General features: G+C 72.4%; 19 protein-coding genes. 12 read left to right on the plus strand and 7 right to left on the minus strand.

Translation table 11 applies throughout. The features are described 5' to 3' along the window. The first annotated feature begins 105 nt into the window (after positions 1-105). The 3 genes from rplM (at position 106) to glmM (ending at position 2,702) form a co-directional block, all read left to right on the plus strand. Entirely contained in the window at positions 106-549 is a 444-nt protein-coding gene (gene rplM, locus ACFUNE_RS14755) for a 50S ribosomal protein L13 (RefSeq protein ID WP_024490227.1), read from the plus strand. 46 nt (positions 550-595) lie between these two features. Continuing rightward, entirely contained in the window at positions 596-1,123 is a 528-nt protein-coding gene (gene rpsI, locus ACFUNE_RS14760) for a 30S ribosomal protein S9 (protein ID WP_356714199.1), read from the plus strand. 220 nt (positions 1,124-1,343) lie between these two features. Next, the gene (glmM, locus tag ACFUNE_RS14765; RefSeq protein ID WP_383566510.1) at positions 1,344-2,702 is read left to right on the plus strand and encodes a phosphoglucosamine mutase; all 1,359 of its coding nucleotides are present in this window, start codon (positions 1,344-1,346) and stop codon (positions 2,700-2,702) included. Positions 2,703-2,713: 11 nt separating this feature from the next. Here glmM and ACFUNE_RS14770 read toward each other — a convergent pair whose 3' ends face one another. The 3 genes from ACFUNE_RS14770 to coaA form a co-directional block, all read right to left on the minus strand. Continuing rightward, entirely contained in the window at positions 2,714-4,264 is a 1,551-nt protein-coding gene (locus ACFUNE_RS14770) for a PH domain-containing protein (RefSeq protein WP_383566513.1), read from the minus strand. 104 nt (positions 4,265-4,368) lie between these two features. After that, positions 4,369-5,331 carry a DUF389 domain-containing protein gene (locus ACFUNE_RS14775; RefSeq protein WP_383566516.1) on the minus strand — a complete coding sequence of 321 codons (963 nt, stop codon included), beginning with the start codon at positions 5,329-5,331 and terminating at the stop codon, positions 4,369-4,371. A gap of 18 nt (positions 5,332-5,349) precedes the next feature. Next, positions 5,350-6,342 (minus strand): type I pantothenate kinase, encoded by a 993-nt coding sequence (coaA, locus tag ACFUNE_RS14780; RefSeq protein ID WP_383566519.1) that lies wholly within the window; start codon positions 6,340-6,342, stop codon positions 5,350-5,352. Between the two features lie 328 nt (positions 6,343-6,670). On the opposite strand from coaA, the gene ACFUNE_RS14785 reads away from it, so the two are divergent. Continuing rightward, on the plus strand, positions 6,671-7,486 hold the full coding sequence (locus ACFUNE_RS14785) for a hypothetical protein (protein ID WP_383566522.1): 816 nt from the start codon (positions 6,671-6,673) through the stop codon (positions 7,484-7,486). A 66-nt stretch (positions 7,487-7,552) separates the two neighbouring features. Here ACFUNE_RS14785 and ACFUNE_RS14790 read toward each other — a convergent pair whose 3' ends face one another. The 3 genes from ACFUNE_RS14790 to ACFUNE_RS14800 all read right to left on the minus strand — a co-directional run bounded on the left by ACFUNE_RS14790 (position 7,553) and on the right by ACFUNE_RS14800 (position 9,719). After that, positions 7,553-8,020, minus strand: coding sequence for an HIT family protein (locus ACFUNE_RS14790; protein WP_383566525.1), 468 nt, complete (start codon positions 8,018-8,020; stop codon positions 7,553-7,555). Between the two features lie 116 nt (positions 8,021-8,136). Further along, a complete protein-coding gene (locus tag ACFUNE_RS14795) occupies positions 8,137-9,123 on the minus strand; it encodes a CU044_5270 family protein (RefSeq protein WP_383566527.1) in 987 nt (328 codons plus the stop codon). Continuing rightward, positions 9,111-9,719: an RNA polymerase sigma factor gene (locus ACFUNE_RS14800; protein WP_383566529.1), complete on the minus strand. Its 609-nt coding sequence runs from the start codon at positions 9,717-9,719 to the stop codon at positions 9,111-9,113. The genes ACFUNE_RS14795 and ACFUNE_RS14800 overlap by 13 nt, the downstream gene beginning before the upstream one ends. 175 nt (positions 9,720-9,894) lie before the next feature. Between ACFUNE_RS14800 and glmS the strand changes: the two genes are divergently transcribed. From glmS to ACFUNE_RS14840, 8 genes are all read left to right on the plus strand, one after another. Then, a complete protein-coding gene (gene glmS, locus ACFUNE_RS14805; RefSeq protein WP_383566532.1) occupies positions 9,895-11,742 on the plus strand; it encodes a glutamine--fructose-6-phosphate transaminase (isomerizing) in 1,848 nt (615 codons plus the stop codon). Between the two features lie 12 nt (positions 11,743-11,754). Then, positions 11,755-12,123 carry a holo-ACP synthase gene (locus ACFUNE_RS14810; protein WP_014154565.1) on the plus strand — a complete coding sequence of 123 codons (369 nt, stop codon included), beginning with the start codon at positions 11,755-11,757 and terminating at the stop codon, positions 12,121-12,123. A gap of 3 nt (positions 12,124-12,126) precedes the next feature. Then, on the plus strand, positions 12,127-13,572 hold the full coding sequence (locus ACFUNE_RS14815; RefSeq protein WP_383566534.1) for an NAD(P)H-hydrate dehydratase: 1,446 nt from the start codon (positions 12,127-12,129) through the stop codon (positions 13,570-13,572). Between the two features lie 65 nt (positions 13,573-13,637). Then, positions 13,638-14,024, plus strand: a complete 387-nt coding sequence (locus ACFUNE_RS14820) for a DUF488 domain-containing protein (RefSeq protein WP_383566537.1) — start codon at positions 13,638-13,640, stop codon at positions 14,022-14,024. A gap of 61 nt (positions 14,025-14,085) precedes the next feature. After that, entirely contained in the window at positions 14,086-15,240 is a 1,155-nt protein-coding gene (gene alr / locus ACFUNE_RS14825) for an alanine racemase (protein WP_383566540.1), read from the plus strand. A gap of 60 nt (positions 15,241-15,300) precedes the next feature. Continuing rightward, positions 15,301-16,527 (plus strand): alpha/beta fold hydrolase, encoded by a 1,227-nt coding sequence (locus ACFUNE_RS14830; protein ID WP_383566543.1) that lies wholly within the window; start codon positions 15,301-15,303, stop codon positions 16,525-16,527. Positions 16,528-16,546: 19 nt separating this feature from the next. Beyond that, a complete protein-coding gene (gene tsaE / locus ACFUNE_RS14835) occupies positions 16,547-17,080 on the plus strand; it encodes a tRNA (adenosine(37)-N6)-threonylcarbamoyltransferase complex ATPase subunit type 1 TsaE (protein WP_383566546.1) in 534 nt (177 codons plus the stop codon). A gap of 182 nt (positions 17,081-17,262) precedes the next feature. Beyond that, positions 17,263-17,463, plus strand: a complete 201-nt coding sequence (locus tag ACFUNE_RS14840) for a hypothetical protein (RefSeq protein ID WP_383566550.1) — start codon at positions 17,263-17,265, stop codon at positions 17,461-17,463. Between the two features lie 48 nt (positions 17,464-17,511). On the opposite strand, the gene ACFUNE_RS14845 is transcribed toward ACFUNE_RS14840, so the two are convergent. Further along, complete coding sequence (locus tag ACFUNE_RS14845) at positions 17,512-18,066, minus strand: hypothetical protein (RefSeq protein WP_383566553.1); 555 nt, start codon at positions 18,064-18,066, stop codon at positions 17,512-17,514. Positions 18,067-18,228: the final 162 nt, after the last annotated feature.

An 18,228-nucleotide genomic window follows, 5' to 3' on the forward strand; every position in this document is an offset into this window, starting at 1 on the left:
CTCGCATACGGGCAAGGTCCCCGGCATTGTGTGCCCCAGCTGCATGATCGCTTCAGAAGTGCCATGTGTCTGGACCTCATCCACTGAAGAAGCGAAGGCTAAGACGTGCGTACGTACAGCCCCAAGCCCGGCGATGTCACTCGCCAGTGGCACATCATCGACGCTGAGGACATCGTCCTCGGCCGTCTGGCCACCACGGCCGCGAACCTCCTCCGAGGCAAGCACAAGGCGATCTACGCCCCCCACATGGACATGGGCGACTTCGTCATCATCATCAACGCCGAGAAGGTTCACCTCTCCGGCAACAAGAAGACCCAGAAGATGGCGTACCGCCACTCGGGCTTCCCGGGCGGTCTCCGCTCCGTGCGTTACGACGAGCTCCTCGCGAAGAACCCCGAGAAGGCCGTCGAGAAGGCCATCAAGGGCATGATCCCCAAGAACACCCTGGGTCGTCAGATGATCTCGAAGCTCAAGGTCTACGCGGGCGACCAGCACCCGCACGCTGCGCAGCAGCCGGTCCCGTTCGAGATCACCCAGGTCGCGCAGTAGTTCCGGCCTCCCCCCTAAGACGTTAAAGAAAGATCTGAGGAGAATCGTGGCCGAGACCACTGCAGAGACGCCCGTCGAGGGCACCGAGGGCGAAGAGACCTTCGCCGAGGTGACCACCTTCGAGTCGGAGGTCCCCGTCGAGGGTGAGTACACCTCCGAGTCGCTCGCGGGCCGCTTCGGCGACCCGCAGCCCGCGGCCGGCCTTGGCCGTCGCAAGAACGCCATCGCCCGCGTCCGGATCGTCCCGGGCACCGGCAAGTGGAAGATCAACGGTCGCACCCTTGAGGACTACTTCCCCAACAAGGTGCACCAGCAGGAAGTCAACGAGCCCTTCAAGGTGCTCGAGCTCGACGGCCGCTACGACGTCATCGCCCGCATCTCGGGTGGCGGCGTCTCCGGTCAGGCCGGCGCCCTGCGCCTCGGCGTGGCCCGCGCGCTGAACGAGGCGGACGCGGACAACAACCGCGCCACGCTGAAGAAGGCCGGCTTCCTCTCCCGCGACGACCGCGCGGTCGAGCGCAAGAAGGCCGGTCTCAAGAAGGCCCGTAAGGCCCCGCAGTACAGCAAGCGCTAAATCGCCTGCTCGTCTGCATTACACGTTCGCCCCGGCGGCACACCTCGTGCTGCTGGGGCGTTCGTTTATCAGCCTCTGCGGGCGTATAACGGCTTAAGACGTTTGCACGTTTATCGGGCTGGCAGCCACGGGCGCGCCCTTCTTTGCTGTGCCTTGCCTCGCTTTGCCCTAATTTGATTACTTTGGTTTTGCGGTTTCGGAGCACCTTCGGAGGACACCAGTGGGACGACTCTTCGGCACGGACGGCGTGCGCGGTGTCGCCAACGCGGACCTGACAGCCGAGCTCGCGCTCGGACTCTCGGTCGCGGCGGCGCACGTACTGGCGGAGGCGGGCACCTTCGAGGGGCACCGGCCGACCGCTCTGGTGGGCCGCGACCCCCGTGCGTCCGGGGAGTTCCTGGAGGCCGCCGTCGTGGCGGGTCTGGCCAGCGCCGGCGTGGACGTCCTGCGTGTCGGGGTGCTTCCCACCCCCGCCGTGGCCTACCTCACCGGTGCGCTCGGAGCCGACATCGGCGTCATGCTCTCGGCCAGCCACAACGCCATGCCGGACAACGGCATCAAATTCTTCGCCCGCGGCGGTCACAAGCTCGCCGACGAGCTGGAGGACCGCATCGAGACGGTCTACGAGCAGCACCGCACCGGTGAGCCCTGGGCCCGTCCGACCGGCGCCGGAGTGGGCCGGGTCACCGACTACGCCGAGGGCTTCGACCGGTACGTCGCCCACCTCATCGCCGTCCTGCCGAACCGGCTCGACGGCCTGAAGGTCGTCCTCGACGAGGCACACGGCGCCGCCGCCCGCGTGTCGCCCGAGGCGTTCGCCCGTGCCGGGGCCGAGGTCATCACCATCGGCGCCGAACCGGACGGCCTGAACATCAACGACGGCTGCGGCTCCACCCATCTGGAGCTGCTGAGGGCCGCCGTCGTCGAGCACGGCGCCGACCTCGGTATCGCGCACGACGGCGACGCCGACCGCTGCCTGGCCGTGGACGCCTCCGGCGAGGAGATCGACGGAGACCAGATCCTGGCCGTGCTCGCCCTCGCCATGCGCGAGGCCGGCCAGCTGCGCAAGGACACCGTCGTCGGCACGGTCATGTCGAACCTCGGCTTCAAGATGGCGATGGAGCGTGAGGGCATCCACCTCGTGCAGACCGCCGTCGGCGACCGCTACGTCCTGGAGTCGATGAAGGCCGAGGGCTTCGCGCTGGGCGGTGAGCAGTCCGGCCACGTCATCGTCCTGGACCACGCCACGACGGGCGACGGCACGCTGACCGGGCTGATGCTCGGGGCGCGGGTCGCCGCCACCGGACGCACTCTCGCCGACCTGGCGGGAGTGATGCAGCGCCTCCCGCAGGTCCTCGTCAACGTGCCGGACGTCGACAAGTCCCGTGTGGACACCTCTCCCGAGGTGGCCGCCGCCGTGGCGCGGGCCGAGCACGACCTGGGTGACACCGGGCGGGTACTCCTGCGGAAGTCCGGCACCGAGCCGCTCGTACGGGTCATGGTCGAGGCCGCCGACCTCGAGCAGGCACGCGCGGTGGCCGGGCAGCTGGCCGACGTGGTCAAGTCCGCGCTCGGCTGACGGACCACCGGTCAGACGGACGACCCCGGCTCCACGGCCGGGGTCGTCCTGCGTCCTGCCTCCAGCTCCTGGACGATGCGGGTCAGGTCGGAGGGGGATGCCGCGAGGTGGACCGGCTCGCCCGCGTCGTCGAGTTCGGCGACGTGCCAGCTCCTGCTGACGGTGTCGCCGTCGCCGCCCCGGACGCGCCGCACACCCGTCACGGTGAGCCGCTCCACCGGAACGCGTCTCGCCGCGAACCTGCCCGGGCCGGGATGGGGCGTCACCGCGAGTGGGCCGTCGCCCAGGACGATGTGGGTGCCGAAGCCGTTCGGGTTGTAGTCGGTGTGCTCCAGGAACCGGGCGGGCAGGAACCGGTCCACGCCGTCCGGGGGCGGGCCCCCTGCCGTCGCCCCGGGCTCACGGACGCGGGTGGCGTGCCAGGCCCGGGCGGACAGCGCCAGTGTGGCCGCACCACCCGAAGCCGCCCAGGCGAGCGTCGTGGGAGAGCCGAGCCGGCCCGTGGGGTGGAGGTAGCAGAGCGGCAGCAGCCACACCGCCGTGGCGACGAGCACGGCCGCGAACGGCAGCGCCGAGGGGAGGACTTCGTCGTCCGGCAGCCCGCGGCCGCGCCGGTGCAGCAGCAGACGGGCGCCGGGGTAGCCCGCCGCGAGGGCGCACACGGCCGCGATGACGGCCATCTCGCCCGTACCGGTGAAGTGGTCGCGCCACACGTGGTGTTCCCCGGCCACCTCCCTCACCTGGTGCCGCCAGACGGTCAGTTCGACGAGGTCGCCGGGGCGGAATCCCCGGGCCCCCTCCCGCGAGACACCGAGGCGCTCCAGCGGACGTCCGTCGGCGAAGTACAGCCAGCTGCTCCGACTCCCCCTGCCGGTCTCCGTCCGCGTGATGACCGCGCTCAGGGTGCTCAGGCACTCGCCGCGCTCCGTGGCGGGCGTTCCGGCGGCACAGGGGAGCGCCGACCTCCACGCCCGGTTCTCGGACGCGGTGGCCGGCACGGACCACGCTGCCAGTCCCGCGCCCGCGAGCAGCAGTGCGCACAGGACCGCCGGCACGGCCGCGCCGCGCCCCGCGGCGCGGTACGAGATGACGGGGGTGTGGCGCGATTCCGGGTCTCCGTGCTCGCGGTGCAGCGCGCGGAGCGTGTCCAGCTCCGCGTCGAACCGCCCGCGGTCGTCGGCGGACCCGCTCAGCGGCAGGGGCAGCCGCCGGGTGCGTCCGTCGCGCAGCAGCACGCTGACACGGTGGATCTGCTGGTTCCGTCCGTACTGGACGTACACGCGGAGATCGGCGATGTCGGTCCACGGCATGTTCCGGCGGCGCAACAGGGTCCGGGACCGCAGGCCGTGGACGTCGGCGCTCACCCGGGCGCCGGCCGCGTACAGGCAGACGAGGCCCACGAGCGCGAGCAGCAGGTCCGCCGCCGCCCACACGTCCAGGAGCCTGCCGTGGAGCCCGGTGCGCACCGCGGCCAGGGCCACCCCGGCTGTCCCGAAGGCGGCGGAACACCACAGGGCGCGTCTCCTGAGGGGACGGCAGAGCACTTCCCCGGCAACGGTCATGCCCCTGATCGTGGCACCGGCGGAGGCGCTCCCGCATGTGCGGTGTACGGCAGTTCCGGTGCCCGCGACGTTGCCGGTCCGTCACCCCCGGCCGCGGGCCGAGGTCACCGGGAGGTGCTCACCGTCCGCCGGCCGGCTGAGGCCGTCCGGCGCCGCACGTTCCACAGCGCCCTCTGGACGAGCAGGGTCAGGGTTCCCGCCAGGACGATGCCGCCCAGGTTGGCCAGCAGTTGCGCCGAGGACCCCCACGTCTGCTGGAGGTCCTGGTAGCTGAAGGCCACGGCTGCGTTGGCGGCGGCGGGCACCGTGGTCACCGAGATCGCCACTCCGATCAGCGCGCCGGACTTCGCCGACGTCAACGAGAGCGTCCCCGCGATACCAGCCAGGACCGCCACCACGAACGACATCCAGTCCGGGTGCCAGATGAACCCGGTGTTGGGCCTCTCCGCCTTCACCATGTCCTCGGTGAACAGCTCGAGCCCGTCCAGCAGCCAGGCGAAGCCCGCCGTGAGCACCATCGCCACCGCGAAGCCTCCGACCAGCGCCCACAGTGACCGCGCCACCAGCCGGGGCGCCCGCTGCACCAGCGCCGTCGAGATGCCGGCCAGCGGACCGAACTCCGGGCCCACCGCCATGGCCCCCACGATCAGGACCGCGTTGTCCAGCATCACACCGCATGCGGCGAGCATCGTGGCGAGCGCGAGGAAGGACACATAGGTGGCGCTGAAGGTCGACTCCTCGTGGGTGACCTCGCTCAGCTCCTCCCAGAGAACCGCGTCCGCGCCCTCACCCGGGGCCGCCCTCTCAGCCTCGTCGGCGCGCCTGGAGAGGGTGAGGTCCATGTCCTCGACCGTGATCGAGCCGCTGTCGTCGATGCCCATCTTCCGCAGGGCGCCGATCAGTTCGTCACCGGCCTCCCTCGCGACGTCGCACAGGACGACGTCGCCCACCGGGTTCCGCGCGGCACCCGTGAGCACCGCGACATGCGCGGTCCCCACGGTCCGCTCGATCAGCGCCAGCACCTCGTCGGTGCGGTCGGCGGGCACGATGAGGCGCAGATGGAGCACGGCGGATCCCTCCCGGAGTCAGAGTTTGCGCAGTGACAGGCGCTGGACCTTGTGGTCCGGCCCCTTGCGCAGCACCAGGGTGGCACGCCCGCGCGTCGGCGCCACGTTCTCCAGCAGGTTGGGCTTGTTGATGGTCCGCCACATGGTGCGCGCGTAGTCCAGCGCCTCCGCCTCGGAGACCTGCGTGTACTTCCGGAAGTACGAGAACGGGTTCTGGAACGCCGTCTCGCGCAGCCTGCGGAAGCGGTGGAGGTACCAGGTCTCGATGTCCTCGGCCTTGGCGTCGACGTACACGCTGAAGTCGAAGTAGTCCGCGAGCCCGACCCGGGTCCGGCCGTCCTTGCCGGGCAGCGCCGGCTGCAGTACGTTCAGCCCCTCGACGATGAGGATGTCGGGGCGGCGCACGGTCAGCCGCTCGCCGGGCACGATGTCGTAGATCAGGTGGGAGTAGACGGGGGCCGTCACCTCGTCCTTGCCGGCCTTGATGTCGGCGACGAACCGGGTCAGCGCCCGCCGGTCGTACGACTCGGGGAACCCCTTGCGGGACATCAGGCCCCGCGCCTCGAGCTCCTTCATCGGCAGCAGGAACCCGTCGGTGGTCACCAGCTCGACCCGGGGGTGCTCGGGCCAGCGCGCCAGCAGCGCCTGCAGGATGCGGGCGGAGGTGGACTTGCCGACGGCGACACTGCCGGCGACCCCTATGACGAACGGGGTGCCGCGCTGCTCGCCGTGCCCGTTGCCCGCGTCCCCGAGGAAGGTGTTCAGGGCGCCGCGCAGGCCGGAGGTGGCCTGGACGTAGAGGTTGAGCAGCCGGGAGAGCGGCAGATAGACGTCCCGGACCTCGTCGAGGTCGATGACGTCGCCGAGCCCTCTCAGCTTCTCGACCTCCTCGGCGCTGAGCGGCAGGGGGGTCTTGTCACGCAGGGCGCTCCACTCGGCCCGGGTCAGGTCGACGTAGGGCGTCGGCGCGTGCTCGGTGCGGCGGGTGCTCCGTGCGGGCGAAGTGATCACGTACTCATTGTTGCGGGAGTTTGAACGGAGTGGGGGGTGGGGTCGGTCACGTGGGGGAGGAACCGGTCTCGTGGGGGACCCGGGAGAATTCCCGGCGGGAATGAATCCCGGTCGACGGGGGACGGCCGGCCCTCGCACCCCCCGGGGATCTCAGGTCCCGTTCCGTAGGAAAGGGCCTGCTGAATTCCTGGAACGAGGCCGTGTGCGGCGGTGATGATCGCCCTGCCCGCCGAGCGGATCCGCCCCGTTGGTAACCTGCCGCTCCGCCTGCGGCAGGTGACTGCCGTCAGTCGGCTGGAACCATTCCTGCGTGACAGATGAGGTGCGAATGAAGACAAGTGGCAGAACCGGCGCCGCGGGCGTAGTGGTGGGGGCGCTCGCCCTCTCGGTGTTCACGGCTCCGTCGGCACAGGCCGCGGACACCGGGATCACGGTGTCGCGGATCGTCGTCAACGGGGGAAGGTCCATCATCGTGGGCACCTCGGACGAGAAGGCGCCGCCCGTGACCTTCCGGATCACCCTCCCCGTCGGCTACAGCACCGCCGACCCCTTCGCGTACGACGCGGAGCCCTTCCTCTACCACGGCACCACCCCGGCCAAGGGCGCCGACAGCGGCGGCCTCCTGATGAGCGGGTACACCTGCTACGAGACCAGCGCCCGGATCGCGGACTGCGAGGGTGAGCTGTCCGTCGACCCGCGCTACGACCTGGACTCGAACAGCGATGCCACGACGTGGAAGATCGGCGTCGCGGCGAAGCTGTGGAAGACGAACGGCCAGCTCAAGACGGCGGAGTACACCACCGCCTCCGGTGGCGTGAAGGTCAAGCGCTGGGCGAAGGCCACGGTCGACGCCTCGCCCGAGCCGGTGACGAAGGGGAAGACGATCACCGTCACCGGCAGCCTCAAGCGGGCGGACTGGGTGAAGCACGCGTACACCGGCTACGCCGGCAAGTCGGTCAGCCTCCAGTTCCGTAAGGCGGGCAGCTCCGTCTACTCCACGGTCAAGACGGCGACCTCGTCCAGCACGGGCGCGCTGAAGACCACGGTCAAGGCCTCCGCCGACGGCTACTTCCGCTGGACGTTCGGCGGCTCGTCGACCTCGGGCACGGCCACCGCAGCGGGCGACTACGTCGACGTGCGCTGAGCGGAGCCGTGCCGGCGGCCCCCCTCGCGGGCGGGCCGCCGGCACGGCAGCCCGGTCGCCGGGGTGTCACCCGTCGGCAGGACGCCCGCGGAGGTGGGCCCGGAGGGATGTGGCCAGACGGTCGGCCTGACCGGCCGGGACCCGCTCCCCTTCCGGGGCCCGGAGCAGCTCGAAGACTCCCGGTCCGCGGTGTTCCGGCGGCAGGTCCCTCGTGCGCGGGACGATGTGGAAGTGCACATGGGCGAAGCCTTCGGCCTCGGCGAACTGGACGACGTACGTCTTCTCGCAGCCGGTCACGCCGCGGAGCGCCCGGGAGAGGCCGATCTGCCACGCCCCCAGCGTGGAGGCCTCCGCGTCGGTGAGGTCGTGCACCGCCGTGACGTGGCGGCGGGGCAGCAGCACGAGCCAGCCCGGAACCGAAGTGGTGAAGGAGTGGGCCACCCGCCAGTGCCGGTCGAAGTCGACGCACTCCCGGGGCGGCAGATCGTCGAACCGCGCTTCCTGGACGCATGCGTAGCACTCAGGGGTCGTCATGACCGAGAGCGTAGGACCGTCCCGCCCGTAGCGCACCGGTCCCTCCCGCCCGGGCCCGGTGTCCGCACCCCTGTCGCGGACACCGGCCCCGGCCGGGAGGGACCGCGCCGTGCGGATCAGGGCTTGGCACCCTCGGCGTCGACGACGGCCGCGACGGTGCGGGCCGAGTCGATGGTGATGTCACCGGCGGTGTACTTCTGAGCGGGGGCGCCCTGGAAGTCCTCGGGCCACTCCAGCTCGTAGTCCTCCGTGACCACGAAGCGCAGACCCGCGTAGCCGTAGTCGTACGGGGAGAGGAGGATCTCCCGGCGCTGGTGAGTGCCTTCCTCCTCCCGGGTGACGGCGATCGCCCCGCGGCCCGCCGCGTCCTCGACGAGGTGGTCGGTGATCTCCACGCCGGGGACGGTGGCCATCGCCCGGTAGATGCGGGCGAGGGCCCCCGGGGCCAGCGGGTAGGACCCGACGAGCACACCCAGTCCGCGGAAGGTCTGAGCCTCCTCGCTCTCGGTGGCTGCTCCGGCGGTGGTGTCAGCGGGGTAGAGCTCACGGACCCGGGCCAGCAGGGCCGCGGGATCCTCGGGCAGGGCGGCGGCGGCCCGGTAGATCTCGCGGGCCGAGTGCTCGTCGTCCGACCGGTCCTTGTCCATGGCGGGGTCCCGGTACGGAATCCAGGAGTCGGGGTTGTACTCGGCCTTGCCCGCCCGACTGTCCGGGACCTTCAACCGCGGCTCCCCCAGCACACTCCTGGTGTAGATCCACTGGTCGTCGCGGGGTTCCGGCGGAGGCGTCACGCCCTCCAGGAAGTCGGCGGCCCTGCCCAGCGTCTCGGCCGCGGGGCGGGACAGGTCGAGGCCGGCCGCCGTGGCGGCGGGGCCCGTGGCGTGCGGGTCGGACGTGCCGACCAGATGGGTGCCGAGCAGGGCCGCCACGGTGACCGCCACGGCGGCTCCGACTGCGGCGAGCCGCCAGTCGGTCCGCAGACGGCGTTCGCGCCGGCCGCCCGCGATGGCGGCGGTCAGGCGCTGCCGCCCGGGGGCGAGCGTGGACCGGTCGGGCTCCGGGGCGTCGGCGCGCAGCTCGCGCAGACGGGTCATCTCGTCCATGTCGGATTCAGCTCCTGCTGGGCCGAAGGGAAGGCGGGGTCGGTGCTCAGAGCCTCGCGGACCTTGCGGCGGGCGCGGTTGAGACGTGAGCGGACGGTGCCGAGCGGTACGCCGAGCGCGTCGGCCACCTCCTGGTAGCCCAGGTCCGCCCATGCGACCAGCAGCAGCACGTGCCGGTCCCCGGGGGAGAGCGCGGCGAGCGCCCCGGCCAGCGGCGCCTGGACGGCGATCCGGTCGTCCGAGCGCTCGCTCCAGGACGCGGCGACGGGGTCCTCCCCGGTGCGCGCCAGGGCCTTGAGGGCACGCACCTCGCTGCGCCGGTGCCTGCCGATGAGGTTGGCGGCGATGCCGTACAGCCAGGGCCGGGCGAGACGGTGGGAGGGGTCGTAGCGGGCGCGTGTACGGAAGGCGATCAGGAACGTCTCGGCGGTGATGTCGTCCGCCGCGCCTTCCCCGAGGCGGCGGGCGGTGTACCGGTGGATGTCCGCCGCATGACGGTCGTACAGCCCGGCGAAGAGCTCCGGTTCACGCAGGGACCGGGTGATCGTCTCCGCGTCGTCCTCCCCGGTCGGCGGTGGTGGTCGTAGGTCGGGCACGGCGCCTCCGGCGGTCGGGCGGGTGAGTGTGGGCACCCGCTGTTGCCCGCAGCGGCCGGAAAGGTTCACGGGGGCGGGCCGACGGTCAGGACCGACAGGGTGGCAGACACTTTTGGCGCAGCGGCAGGCACTTCGGCGCGGCCCCGGCCGAGGGCACCGGCCTTATGGTGGCGATATGTGCGGAATCGTGGGTTACGTCGGGACGCAGTCGGCGCAGGATGTCGTAGTCGCGGGGCTGAAGCGGCTGGAGTACAGGGGGTACGACTCCGCGGGGGTCGCCGTCCTCGCGGACGGAGGGCTGGCCTCCGCGAAGAAGGCGGGGAAGCTCCTCAACCTGGAGAAGGAGCTCAAGGACCGGCCGCTGCCGGCCGGGAACACCGGGATCGGGCACACCCGTTGGGCCACGCACGGTGGGCCCACCGACGTCAACGCCCACCCGCACCTCGACAACGCGGGCCGGGTCGCCGTCGTGCACAACGGGATCATCGAGAACTTCGCGGCGCTGCGCGAGGAGTTGGCCGGCCGGGGGCACGACCTGGCCTCGGAGACCGACACCGAGGTGGTGGCCCATCTGCTGGCCGAGGCGTACTCGTCCTGCGGTGATCCGGCGGAGGCCATGAGGCTGGTCTGCCGGCAGCTGGAGGGCGCGTTCACCCTGGTGGCCGTCCATGCCGACGAGCCGGACGTGGTGGTCGGCGCCCGGCGGAACTCGCCCCTCGTCGTCGGGGCGGGGGACGGGGAGATGTTCCTGGCCTCCGACGTGGCCGCCTTCATCGCGCACACCAGGGACGCGATCGAGCTGGGCCAGGACCAGGTGGTCGAGCTGCGGCGCGACGGGGCGACGGTCACCGGCTTCGACGGCCGGCCCGCCGACGTACGTGAGTACCACGTGGACTGGGACGCGTCGGCCGCGGAGAAGGGCGGCTACGCCTCCTTCATGCTCAAGGAGATCGCCGATCAGCCCAAGGCGGTCGCCGACACGCTGCTGGGCCGGGTCGACGGCTCGGGCACGCTCCACCTCGACGAGGTGCGCATTCCGCAGACCGTGCTCCGCGAGGTCGACAAGGTCGTCGTCATCGCCTGCGGCACCGCCTTCCACGCCGGGATGATCGCCAAGTACGCCATCGAGCACTGGACGAGGCTGCCCTGCGAGACCGAGCTCGCCAGCGAGTTCCGCTACCGCGACCCGATCCTGGACCAGCGCACCCTCGTCGTCGCGATCTCGCAGTCGGGCGAGACGATGGACACGCTGATGGCGGTGCGGCACGCCCGTGAGCAGGGGGCGAAGGTCCTCGCCATCTGCAACACGAACGGCTCGACCATCCCGAGGGAGTCGGACGCCGTCCTCTACACGCATGCCGGGCCCGAGGTCGCCGTGGCCTCCACCAAGGCCTTCCTGACACAGCTCGTCGCCTGCTACCTCGTCGCGCTGTACCTCGGGCAGGTGCGCGGCACCAAGTGGGGCGACGAGATCCGCACCGTGGTGCGTCAGCTCTCCGAGATGTCCGGCGCGGTCGACAGTGTGCTGAGGACGATGGAGCCGGTGCGCGAGCTGGCCCGCTCGCTGTCCGGCCACGACACGGTGCTCTTCGTGGGCCGGCACGTGGGCTATCCGGTGGCCATGGAGGGCGCGTTGAAGCTCAAGGAGCTCGCGTACATGCACGCCGAGGGCTTCGCCGCGGGGGAGCTCAAGCACGGACCGATCGCGCTGATCGAGGAGGGCCTGCCGGTGGTCGTGATCGTGCCGTCCCCGCGCGGCCGTTCGGTCCTGCACGACAAGATCGTGTCGAACATCCAGGAGATCAGGGCCCGCGGGGCCCGTACCGTCGTCATCGCGGAGGAGGGGGACGAGGAGGTGGTCCCGTACGCCGATCACCTCATCAGGATCCCTGCTACGCCTACGCTGCTTCAGCCGCTGGTCGCCACGGTGCCGTTGCAGGTCTTCGCCTGTGAGCTGGCGACCGCCCGGGGCAACGAGGTGGACCAGCCGCGCAACCTGGCGAAGTCCGTGACAGTCGAGTGAGTGAGTGAGCGCGTGATCATTGGGGTCGGGATCGATGTGGCGGAGATCGAGCGCTTCGGCGCGGCGCTGGAGCGTACGCCCCAGCTGGCCGATCGGCTCTTCCTGGAGCGGGAGTTGCTGCTGCCCGGCGGGGAGCGGCGGGGGACCGCCTCGCTGGCGGCCAGGTTCGCGGCGAAGGAGGCCCTGGCCAAGGCGCTCGGCGCGCCCGGCGGGCTGCTCTGGACCGACGCCGAGGTGTGCGTCGAGGAGAGCGGCAGGCCCCGGCTCGAGGTGCGCGGCACCGTCGCCGCGCGGGCGGCCGAGCTCGGCGTACGGAGCTGGCACGTCTCGCTCAGCCACGACGCGGGGGTGGCGTCGGCCGTGGTGATCGCGGAGGGTTGAGGTATGCGACACGCCTACAGCGTCGAGACCGTACGGGCCGCCGAGAAGGCACTCATGGCACGCCTGCCGGACGGGGCGCTGATGCAGCGCGCCGCGGCCGGACTGGCGGTGGCCTGCGGTGATCTGCTCCGCCGCAACGGACGGGTGTACGGCTCCCGGGTCCTCCTCCTCGTCGGCAGCGGGGACAACGGCGGGGACACCCTGTACGCGGGAGCCCGGCTGGCCCGTCGCGGGGCGGGCGTACGGGCCCTGCTGACCTCGCCGGACAAGGTCCACAGGGCGGCGCTGGCCGCCCTGCTGGCGGCGGGCGGGCAGGTCCTGGACACCCCCGGCGGTCTGGGCCCCGTCGACCTCGTCGTCGACGGAATCACCGGGATCGGCGGCCGCGGCGGCCTGCGGCCCGAGGCGGCCGAACTGGTGCGCGCCGTCACCCGGGGACACGCGCCCGTGCTCGCGGTCGACCTGCCGAGCGGGGTCGAGGCGGACACCGGGCAGGTGCTCGGTGCGGCCGTGCGGGCGGACGCGACCGTCACCTTCGGCACGTACAAGCCGGGGCTGCTCATCGACCCGGCCGCCGAGCACGCGGGCGCGCTCCGGCTCGTCGACATCGGCCTGACGGCGCAACTGCCCGCGCGGCCGGACCTGGAGGCCCTCCAGTACGCCGACGTCGCCGCCCTGCTGCCCGAGCCCGACGCCGAGAGCGACAAGTACCGCCGCGGGGTCGTCGGCATCGCCGCGGGCTCGGAACGGTATCCGGGCGCGGCCGTGCTCGCGGTCGCCGGGGCGCTGCACGGCGGCGCGGGGGCCGTGCGGTACGCGGGTCCAGGGGCCGACGCGGTGATCGCCCGCTTCCCGGAGACCCTGGTGCACCCCGGCCCGCCGTCGAAGGCGGGACGGGTGCAGGCCTGGGTGGTCGGGCCGGGGCTCGGAGACTCCCCGGCGGCGGCCGGGGCGGTGGCCGACGTGCTGGCCGCCGACGTCCCGGTGCTGGTCGACGCGGACGGGCTGCGGCTGATGGACGAGGGCGCCGTGCGCTCCCGGACCGCGGCGACAATCCTCACCCCGCACGCGGGCGAGGCCGCAGCCCTGCTCGGCGTACCGCGCGAGGAGGTCGAGGCGGGACGGCTCGCCGCCGTACGGGAACTGGCCGCGCGCTACCGCGCCACGGTGCTGCTGAAGGGCTCGACGACCCTCGTCGCGGAGGCCGAGGACTCGCCGGTGCGGGTCAACCCGACCGGCACGTCCTGGCTGGCCACGGCGGGCAGCGGCGACGTGCTGTCCGGGCTGACCGGCTCGCTGCTGGCCGCGGGTCTCGCGCCGCGCGACGCCGCGTCGGTGGGCGCCTATCTGCACGGTCTCGCGGCGCGTCGGGCCTCCGACGGGGCACCGGTGTCCGCGCAGGACGTGGCTGGCGCCCTGCCGGCGGCGTGGCGGGACGTGCGGGCCTGATCCAGGCTGGATGGAAGGCCGGGAGCAGCCGGGCCCCGAACGACGGGAACGGACGGTGATCGGTCGTGGCCAGCGGCAGCGGCATACGCGTACGCAGGGTGTACGACCCGCCGGAGGAGGACGACGGCACCCGCGTCCTGGTCGACCGGCTCTGGCCGCGCGGGATCTCCAAGGAGCACGCGGCGGTCGACCTGTGGGCCAAGGACGTGACGCCTTCCGAGGAGCTCCGCACCTGGTACCACGAGGACCGCACCGGTGACCGGCACGACGACTTCGTGGACCGCTACCGCACCGAGCTCGGCGACCCGGCCCACACCGAGGCCGTCGAGGGGCTGCTGGCCCTGCTGCGCAAGGGCGGCGCCGTCACGCTCGTCACGTCCGTGAAGGACGTACCGGCCAGTCACGTCCCGGTCCTCGTCGACCATCTGGAGCACGCCCTCGACCACCGGTGACCGCCTCACCGGGCACAGGAGGTCGAGGGCACAGGCGTACGGCTCTGAGAGACTGGGCGCGATGAACGAGACAGCGACCCTGAGAGCCCGTGCCGAGATCGACCTCGCCGCGTTGCGCGCCAATGTGCGCGCCCTGCGTGCGCGGGCGTCCGGGGCGCAGCTCATGGCCGTGGTGAAGTCCGACGCGTACGGGCACGGGGCGGTGCCCTGCGCCAGGGCGGCGCGCCAGGCCGGTGCGGCCTGGCTGGGCACCGCCACGCCCCAGGAGGCGCTCGCGCTGCGCGCCGCGGGCATCGGCGGCCGGATGATGTGCTGGCTGTGGACGCCCGGAGGCCCCTGGCGCGAGGCGGTCGAAGCGGACATCGATGTCTCGGTGAGCGGGATGTGGGCCCTCGACGAGGTCGTCGCCGCCGCCACGGAGGCCGGAGTCCCGGCCAGGGTCCAGCTCAAGGCCGACACGGGCCTGGGCCGCAACGGCTGCCAGCCCGCGGACTGGCCGGCGCTGGTCACGGCCGCGCGCGCCGCCGAGGAGGCGGGCACCCTGCGGGTCACGGGCCTCTGGTCGCACTTCGCCTGTGCCGACGAGCCCGGCCACCCGTCGATCGCCGCCCAGCTGAGCGTCTTCCGCGACATGGTGGCGTACGCCGAGAAGGAAGGCGTCCGGCCCGAGGTGCGGCACATCGCCAACTCCCCGGCGACGCTCACGGTGCCCGAGTCCCACTTCGACCTCGTGCGCACCGGGATCGCGATGTACGGCATCTCGCCCAGCCCCGAGCTGGGCACCCCGGCCGACTTCGGGCTGCGCCCCGTCATGACGCTCGCGGCGTCCGTGGCGCTGGTCAAGCAGGTGCCGTCGGGCCACGGCATCAGTTACGGGCACCACTACACGACCTCCGCCGAGACGACGCTGGCCCTGGTGCCGGTCGGCTACGCGGACGGCATCCCGCGCCACGCGTCGGGCCGGGGGCCGGTGCTGGTCGGTGGCGCCGTCCGCAGGATCGCGGGCCGGGTCGCGATGGACCAGTTCGTGGTCGACCTCGGGGGCGACACCCTGGAGGCCGGCGCGGAGGCGGTGCTGTTCGGGCCGGGGGACCGGGGCGAGCCGAGCGCGGAGGACTGGGCGCGTGCGGCGGACACGATCGCGTACGAGATCGTCACGCGCATCGGTGCACGCGTTCCCCGCGTCCATCTCCACGAGGACTCCGGCCGGGACTGAGCCCGGTCCGGCGAGGATCATGGCCCGACGACGACAACGACGACGAAGGAGCGCGGCACGGTGAGCGAGACCAGCGCGGAGGACGTGGTGGCGACGGCGGCCGTCGCGGCGGCCGGCTGGCGCCGGGCGGGCGTCGCCGGGGCGGCGATAGGCGTCATCGCCGCGGGCGCGGCCGCGGGCGTCGCCGTCGAGCGGCTCACCGTGGGCCGCGGCATGCGCAAGAAGGCCCGCCTGGCGCTGGACGCGTCCGGCCCGTACGGGTCCCTGCGCGGGATGCCCGGCCGTGCCGTCGCCGACGACGGCACCGAGCTCTACTACGAGGTCGACGAGATCGAGCCGGACCTTGGCACGAGCCGTGCGGGCAAGGGCGCCGGGGCGAGTGTCCCCGCGGGTTCCGGAGGGCGCAGGCGCCGGCTGTTCGGCAGCAAGGACCCCGCGCCCCTGACGGTCGTCTTCAGCCACGGTTACTGCCTCGGCCAGGACTCCTGGCACTTCCAGCGGGCGGCGCTGCGCGGGCTGGTCCGCACGGTCCACTGGGACCAGCGCAGCCACGGACGCTCCGAGCGCGGCAGGGCGCAGGCCGAGGGCGTGCCGGTCGGCATCGACCAGCTCGGCCGCGATCTCAGGGCGGTCCTCGACGCGGCGGCCCCGGAGGGCCCGCTGGTGCTCGTGGGGCACTCCATGGGCGGCATGACGATGATGGCGCTCGCCGACCGGTATCCGGAGCTGATCCGCGAACGGGTGGCCGCGGTCGCGTTCGTCGGGACGTCGAGCGGCAAACTCGGCGAGGTCAACTTCGGGCTGCCGGTGGCGGGCGTGAACGCGGTGCGCCGGGTGCTGCCCGGGGTGCTGAAGGCGCTCGGATCGCAGACGGAGCTGGTGGAGCGCGGGCGGCGGGCGACGGCCGACCTGTTCGCGGGGCTGATCAAGAGGTACTCGTTCGGATCGCGGGACGTGGACCCCGCGGTCGCGCGGTTCGCGGAGCGGCTCATCGAGTCGACCCCGATCGATGTGGTCGCCGAGTTCTATCCGGCGTTCACCGAGCACGACAAGAGCGGCGCACTGCCCGCCTTCCGCGACATCCCGGTGCTCATCCTGGCCGGGGACAAGGATCTCGTGACGCCCAGCTCGCACAGCGAGGCCATCGCGGACGAGCTGCCGGACGCCGAGCTGGTCATCGTGCCGGACGCCGGGCACCTGGTGATGCTGGAGCACCCGGAGACGGTCACCGACCGGCTCGCCGACCTGCTGGTGCGGATCGGCGCCGTTCCGGCCGAGGCGCGCTGATCCTCTAACGTTGGTCGGCATGGAAGCAGCGCACAACGGCTCGGTGGCCGGCCCCGCCGCATCGGGCACCGTCACCCTGGACGTCGCCGTCGAGTCCCCCGAAGAGATGAAGGAGCTGGGCCGCCGGATCGCCGGTGTGCTGGCCCCCGGCGACCTGGTCATGCTGACCGGCGAGCTCGGCGCGGGCAAGACCACCTTGACCCGCGGCCTCGGTGAAGGCCTCGGGGTTCGGGGCGCCGTCACCTCGCCCACCTTCGTGATCGCCCGGGTCCATCCGCCGCTGGGCCCGGGCCCCGCCCTGGTCCACGTCGACGCGTACCGCCTGGGCGGCGGCCTCGAAGAGATGGAGGACCTCGACCTGGACGTCTCGCTGCCGGAGTCGGTGATCGTCGTGGAGTGGGGCGACGGCAAGGTCGAGGAGCTGTCGGAGACCCGCCTGCGCGTGGTGATCGACCGCGCCGTCGGCGACACGGACGACGAGCGCCGCAGGGTGACCCTGGTGGGCATCGGTGCGCGCTGGGCGGGACTGGGCGCGGAGCTGGCGGGGGCCTGAGCGCGGAGGCGCGGGCGCCGGACAGAGGGTGCGAGGCGGATTCCGTACCCTCACTTCCGGACGCTTTCCGACAGGGCGTCGGCAAAATGTTGCGCCGGGGAGGCCCGCCGTGGTCACATGGGATGCAGGGACTGGTTAGGTCTACCTAACCACGTCTCCCGCCGAAGCCCGAGGAGGCATCCATGCCGGCACCCGAGCGTGACGTGCGGCCGCAGTCGTCCCAGGCGGAGCCAGGGACGGTGTCCGCGGTGTCGATGAAGGACCTGCTGGCCTCCTGCGCGGCCGCGACGGCGGTGTCGACGCCGCCCGGCGACGAGCACGGGGGCGACGACGCGGACGCCGCCGAGGACGTGCGGCCCGCCGCGGGGCGCGACGCGGCGTAGCCGCCCCGGACGCGGCGCAGCTTTCCGTAGGAAGACGCGTCGGGCGGGCTACGGGGCGACGACGACCTTCACGCCGACCGTCGCGAAGGTCCAGAGGGCGTTGCCGTCGGCCCGCTTCATCCGTACCCCGCCGGTCTTCAGGGTGGAGTCGGGGCTCTCCAGCGAGCCGTCCTGCGCGGCGCTGAAGCCCACGGAGACATCACCGACGTCGGCGAAGCGCACCACGTGTTCGATCAGGACGCCGTCGGACCCCTTGATGCTGCCGGAGCGCGAGGTCACCCGGTACACGCCGGGCAGCGGGTTCACCGAGCTCGGCATCACGGTGAACGTCCGGAGCGCCTTGTCCCTGTCGTCCACGATCCACACGCGGCGGTCCTTCAGCGCGTACACGACGCGGGCCCCCGCGTCGGAGTCCTCCGGGATCGCGAGGGGCGACCTCGGGGCCGCGGGCTTCTCGGAGGGGGTGGCCTGCCCCGATGCCTCGGCCGGCGGGGCGGCGACGGTGTCGGGCGCGTTCGCCGACGCCTGGTAGGCGAGGAAACAGACCGCGGCCACCGCCGCGGCGGTGAGACCGGCCACGATTCCCGAGCTGCCCCTTGCCACCGTGAGGTCCCCTTTCGCATGCCGTCCGTCGCGCGTCATACAAGCATTTATGCCGAAACACGTATACCCGGCGACGGTACCAGCAGCGGAAGGGGAGACCGGGACGCCGTCCGGGCTGCCGTGGCCGAGTCGGCGGAGCCGTAGGCTGTTTGTGTGCTGCTG

The organism is Streptomyces sp. NPDC057287 (assembly GCF_042667905.1).
Lineage (GTDB): Bacteria > Actinomycetota > Actinomycetes > Streptomycetales > Streptomycetaceae > Streptomyces.

Coding starts and splice junctions, on each gene's coding strand:
- ACFUNE_RS14770 (WP_383566513.1), bottom strand. CDS start 4,264: ATGACCGTTGCCGGGGAAGTGCTCTGCCGTCCCCTCAGGAGACGCGCC.
- ACFUNE_RS14785 (WP_383566522.1), top strand. CDS start 6,671: ATGAAGACAAGTGGCAGAACCGGCGCCGCGGGCGTAGTGGTGGGGGCG.
- ACFUNE_RS14790 (WP_383566525.1), bottom strand. CDS start 8,020: ATGACGACCCCTGAGTGCTACGCATGCGTCCAGGAAGCGCGGTTCGAC.
- ACFUNE_RS14795 (WP_383566527.1), bottom strand. CDS start 9,123: ATGGACGAGATGACCCGTCTGCGCGAGCTGCGCGCCGACGCCCCGGAG.
- glmS (WP_383566532.1), top strand. CDS start 9,895: ATGTGCGGAATCGTGGGTTACGTCGGGACGCAGTCGGCGCAGGATGTC.
- ACFUNE_RS14815 (WP_383566534.1), top strand. CDS start 12,127: ATGCGACACGCCTACAGCGTCGAGACCGTACGGGCCGCCGAGAAGGCA.
- alr (WP_383566540.1), top strand. CDS start 14,086: ATGAACGAGACAGCGACCCTGAGAGCCCGTGCCGAGATCGACCTCGCC.
- tsaE (WP_383566546.1), top strand. CDS start 16,547: ATGGAAGCAGCGCACAACGGCTCGGTGGCCGGCCCCGCCGCATCGGGC.
- ACFUNE_RS14840 (WP_383566550.1), top strand. CDS start 17,263: ATGCCGGCACCCGAGCGTGACGTGCGGCCGCAGTCGTCCCAGGCGGAG.